At 42.4% G+C, this 3,002-nt stretch carries 2 protein-coding genes; both read left to right on the top strand.

The window, feature by feature from the left end; translation table 11 throughout:
- Window positions 1–231 precede the first annotated feature (231 nt).
- Window positions 232–1,284, top strand: coding sequence for a GGDEF domain-containing protein (locus H6S82_RS26865; RefSeq protein ID WP_190475588.1), 1,053 nt, complete (start codon window positions 232–234; stop codon window positions 1,282–1,284).
- A 300-nt stretch (window positions 1,285–1,584) separates the two neighbouring features.
- Window positions 1,585–2,916, top strand: a complete 1,332-nt coding sequence (locus H6S82_RS26860) for an ATP-binding protein (protein ID WP_190475579.1) — start codon at window positions 1,585–1,587, stop codon at window positions 2,914–2,916.
- The last annotated feature ends 86 nt before the right edge of the window (window positions 2,917–3,002 follow it).

The raw sequence follows: 3,002 nt of genomic DNA, 5'->3' as shown, positions 1-3,002 counted from the left end.
TATTTGTTTAACTTTTTTAGTATATATTATTTTGTGTATAGTTTTACTTAAGCAAAAGTGAGAATACGCTAATATAGCATTCCGGCATTAATCTGCAATAGTACGCCATCTTGTGCTGGAGCAAGCAAAGAGCTTCTACCTCTGTGTAGAAAAACAAAAAAAAAGGGGTGTAAAAGGGTACTTTGAGCATCTGGCAATATAGACTCTAAGAGCTGACTGAGGAATTGCTTAATGGTTGTTGCAAAAAAGATCTCTTCCGAGTTATCAGTTCTACCGATATCCCAGGCGCGGGAACTAAGTTTGCAGTCAACGCTGGGAGAGTTGCCGCTTTATGATTTTAGTGTACGCAGCGATATGCGTGGAGGCGAAGTAGCGCAGGCGTTTCAAGACAATCCTCTCCTGCCGGGAGTAATCTTGATAGAACACGATCGCCTTTTAGGTATGATTTCCCGGCGGCGGTTTTTGGAATACATGAGTCGCCCCTACGGATTGGAATTGTTTTTGAAGCGACCGATTAAATCTTTATATCTTTTAGCGAATAGCGATAGTTTAATTTTTCCAAGCGATACTTTAATTGTGATGGCGGCGCGGCGCTCTTTACAGCGATCGGCAGAGTTACTGTACGAACCGATTGTGGTGGAAATTGAACCGACGGTTTACAGACTCTTAGATGCTCATCAATTACTGGTAGCTCAATCGCATATTCACGAATTAGCATCTCAACTAATTCATCAACTTTATCAAGAACTTGAGAAAGCGAACCACGAACTACGCAGTCTCGCTACTGCTGACGGTTTGACAAAAGTGGCTAACCGTCGTCGATTTGACGAATACCTGGACAATAAGTGGCACGAACTCGCTCGCGAACAAGCACCACTTTCTTTAATTCTATGCGATATCGATTGTTTTAAAGACTATAACGATACTTACGGTCATTTAGGGGGAGATGCTTGTTTGCAACAAGTCGCTTATGCAATTAGCGCGGCGGTGAAGCGACCGGCGGATTTGGTGGCGCGTTACGGAGGTGAAGAATTTGCGGTAATTTTACCCAATACCCCAGCTGCCGGTGCTGTTCGCGTAGCAGAGGAAATCCGAATGAATGTTAAAGCGCTACAAATTCGCCACATCAATTCTTGTGTTGAGCCTTATGTCACTCTCAGTGTGGGTGTCGCAACTATGGTTCCGGAACCCGGATCGATTCCGATCGACTTGATTGCAGCAGCCGATCGCGCTCTCTATGAGTCTAAAGCATCCGGACGCGATCGCGTTAGCATCTGCGCTTAAGAGCTCCTGCCATTACTCTGCCTCAAGTCGATCTCATCGCTGGGAATGCCGGATATCGATATTTTATGCGTTATTCACAAATATTTATACTTTCTAATTAATTGATGTATAAATTATCAATACTTAAAAGAGGAAATGTTTGATTAGGTTAAGTTTAGGTTAAAAAAGGTTTTTTTTAAGGTTAATTTTTCTAGCCTATTAAGTTTTAAATAAAAGATTTTTTCAAATAAAAAATATAATGATAAAGTAGAATATGAATCTTACTATACCAATTAAAAGAACTGATTGAGGCATAGGCTTATGTTCGCTCTCAAACAATCATCCCTGGAAATGTCAGTTCAACCAAGTTCGCAAAAAAAAGACCTCAGTCTGGAATCAACGCTTCAAGACTTGCCTCTGTATGATTTCAGTGTAGAGAACGATCGTCCGGGTAGCGAAGTAGCACAGGCATTTCAAGATAATCCGCTGCTGCCGGGAGTAATTTTGGTGGAGCAAAGTCAGTTTGCAGGTATGATTTCCCGGCGGCGTTTTTTAGAATGTATGAGCCGACCTTACGGATTGGAATTATTTTTAAAGCGACCGATAAAGTGTTTATATGTATTGGCTCATAGAGATGTGCTAATTTTTCCTGACGATACTCTAATTGTGATGGCGGCGAGGCGGTCTTTGCAGCGGCCTGCCGAGCTGCTATACGAACCGATTGTGGTGGAAATTGAGCCGACAGTTTACAAATTATTAGACGTTCATGAATTGCTGATTGCCCAATCGCATATTCACGAGCTGACAACGCGGCTACTGCACGAGCAAACAAAGTTGCACATGATGCAAACGGAAAAAATGGCAAGTTTAGGACAGATGGTAGCTGAGGTAGGTCACGAAATTTTAAATCCAGTTAATTTTATTTCGGGAAATTTAGAATACCTATCAAATTACAGCCAAGATTTAATCAAGTTAATTTCAGCTTACGATACAACAATTAGAGAAAAACCACCGCAAGTTGAAGAAATTAAAAGAGAAATAGAATTTGAGTTTTTACAAGAAGATATGCAGAAGCTGATTGACAGTATGAAGATAGGGACAGAGCAATTAGTCAAGATAGTCAATAGCCTGCGAAATTTCTCCCATATGGGAGAGGGAAGTCAAAAAGCGATCGATCTGCACGAATGTATTGAAAGTACTCTGTTGATTCTGCATAATCGGGTAAAATACACGATTGAAGTGGTGAAAAATTATGGCGACCTGCCGCCAGTGCCTTGTTACTCAGGTCAGTTGAGCCAGGTATTCATGAATATTATCAGCAATGCGATCGACGCACTGATGGATAAGAAGGAATCGAATAAGAAAGCGGCTAGCCAGTGGAAACCTCGAATTGAAATTGTTTCTCAGGTGGTAGAATTAGAAAATCGTTCTTGGGCTGCCGTTCGCATTGCCGATAACGGGCCGGGTATTCCACCAGAAATTCAGGGGCGGATTTTTGAAACTTTCTTTACCACTAAGCCTGTCGGGAAAGGGACGGGACTGGGGTTGGCGATCGGTCATCAAATCGTGACAGAAAAGCATGGCGGCAAATTGAATTTGCGATCGCATCTGGGTGTCGGCACAGAATTTGAGATTTTGCTACCGCTGAGTTAAAGTGTTTTTGATGCCAGTTTCCTGAAGCCACCCCAGCCCTAAAGGGACGGGGGTTCAAAATGCGATGAAACCTCCACTTGGCTCTC

The organism is Planktothrix sp. FACHB-1355, from assembly GCF_014748295.1.
Classification (GTDB): Bacteria; Cyanobacteriota; Cyanobacteriia; order Cyanobacteriales; family Aerosakkonemataceae; genus Aerosakkonema; species Aerosakkonema funiforme_A.
Note: the sequence above shows the minus strand (reverse complement) of the source record. Positions and strands in the feature narration are given on the sequence as shown.

Coding starts and splice junctions, on each gene's coding strand:
- H6S82_RS26865 (WP_190475588.1), top strand. CDS start 232: ATGGTTGTTGCAAAAAAGATCTCTTCCGAGTTATCAGTTCTACCGATA.
- H6S82_RS26860 (WP_190475579.1), top strand. CDS start 1,585: ATGTTCGCTCTCAAACAATCATCCCTGGAAATGTCAGTTCAACCAAGT.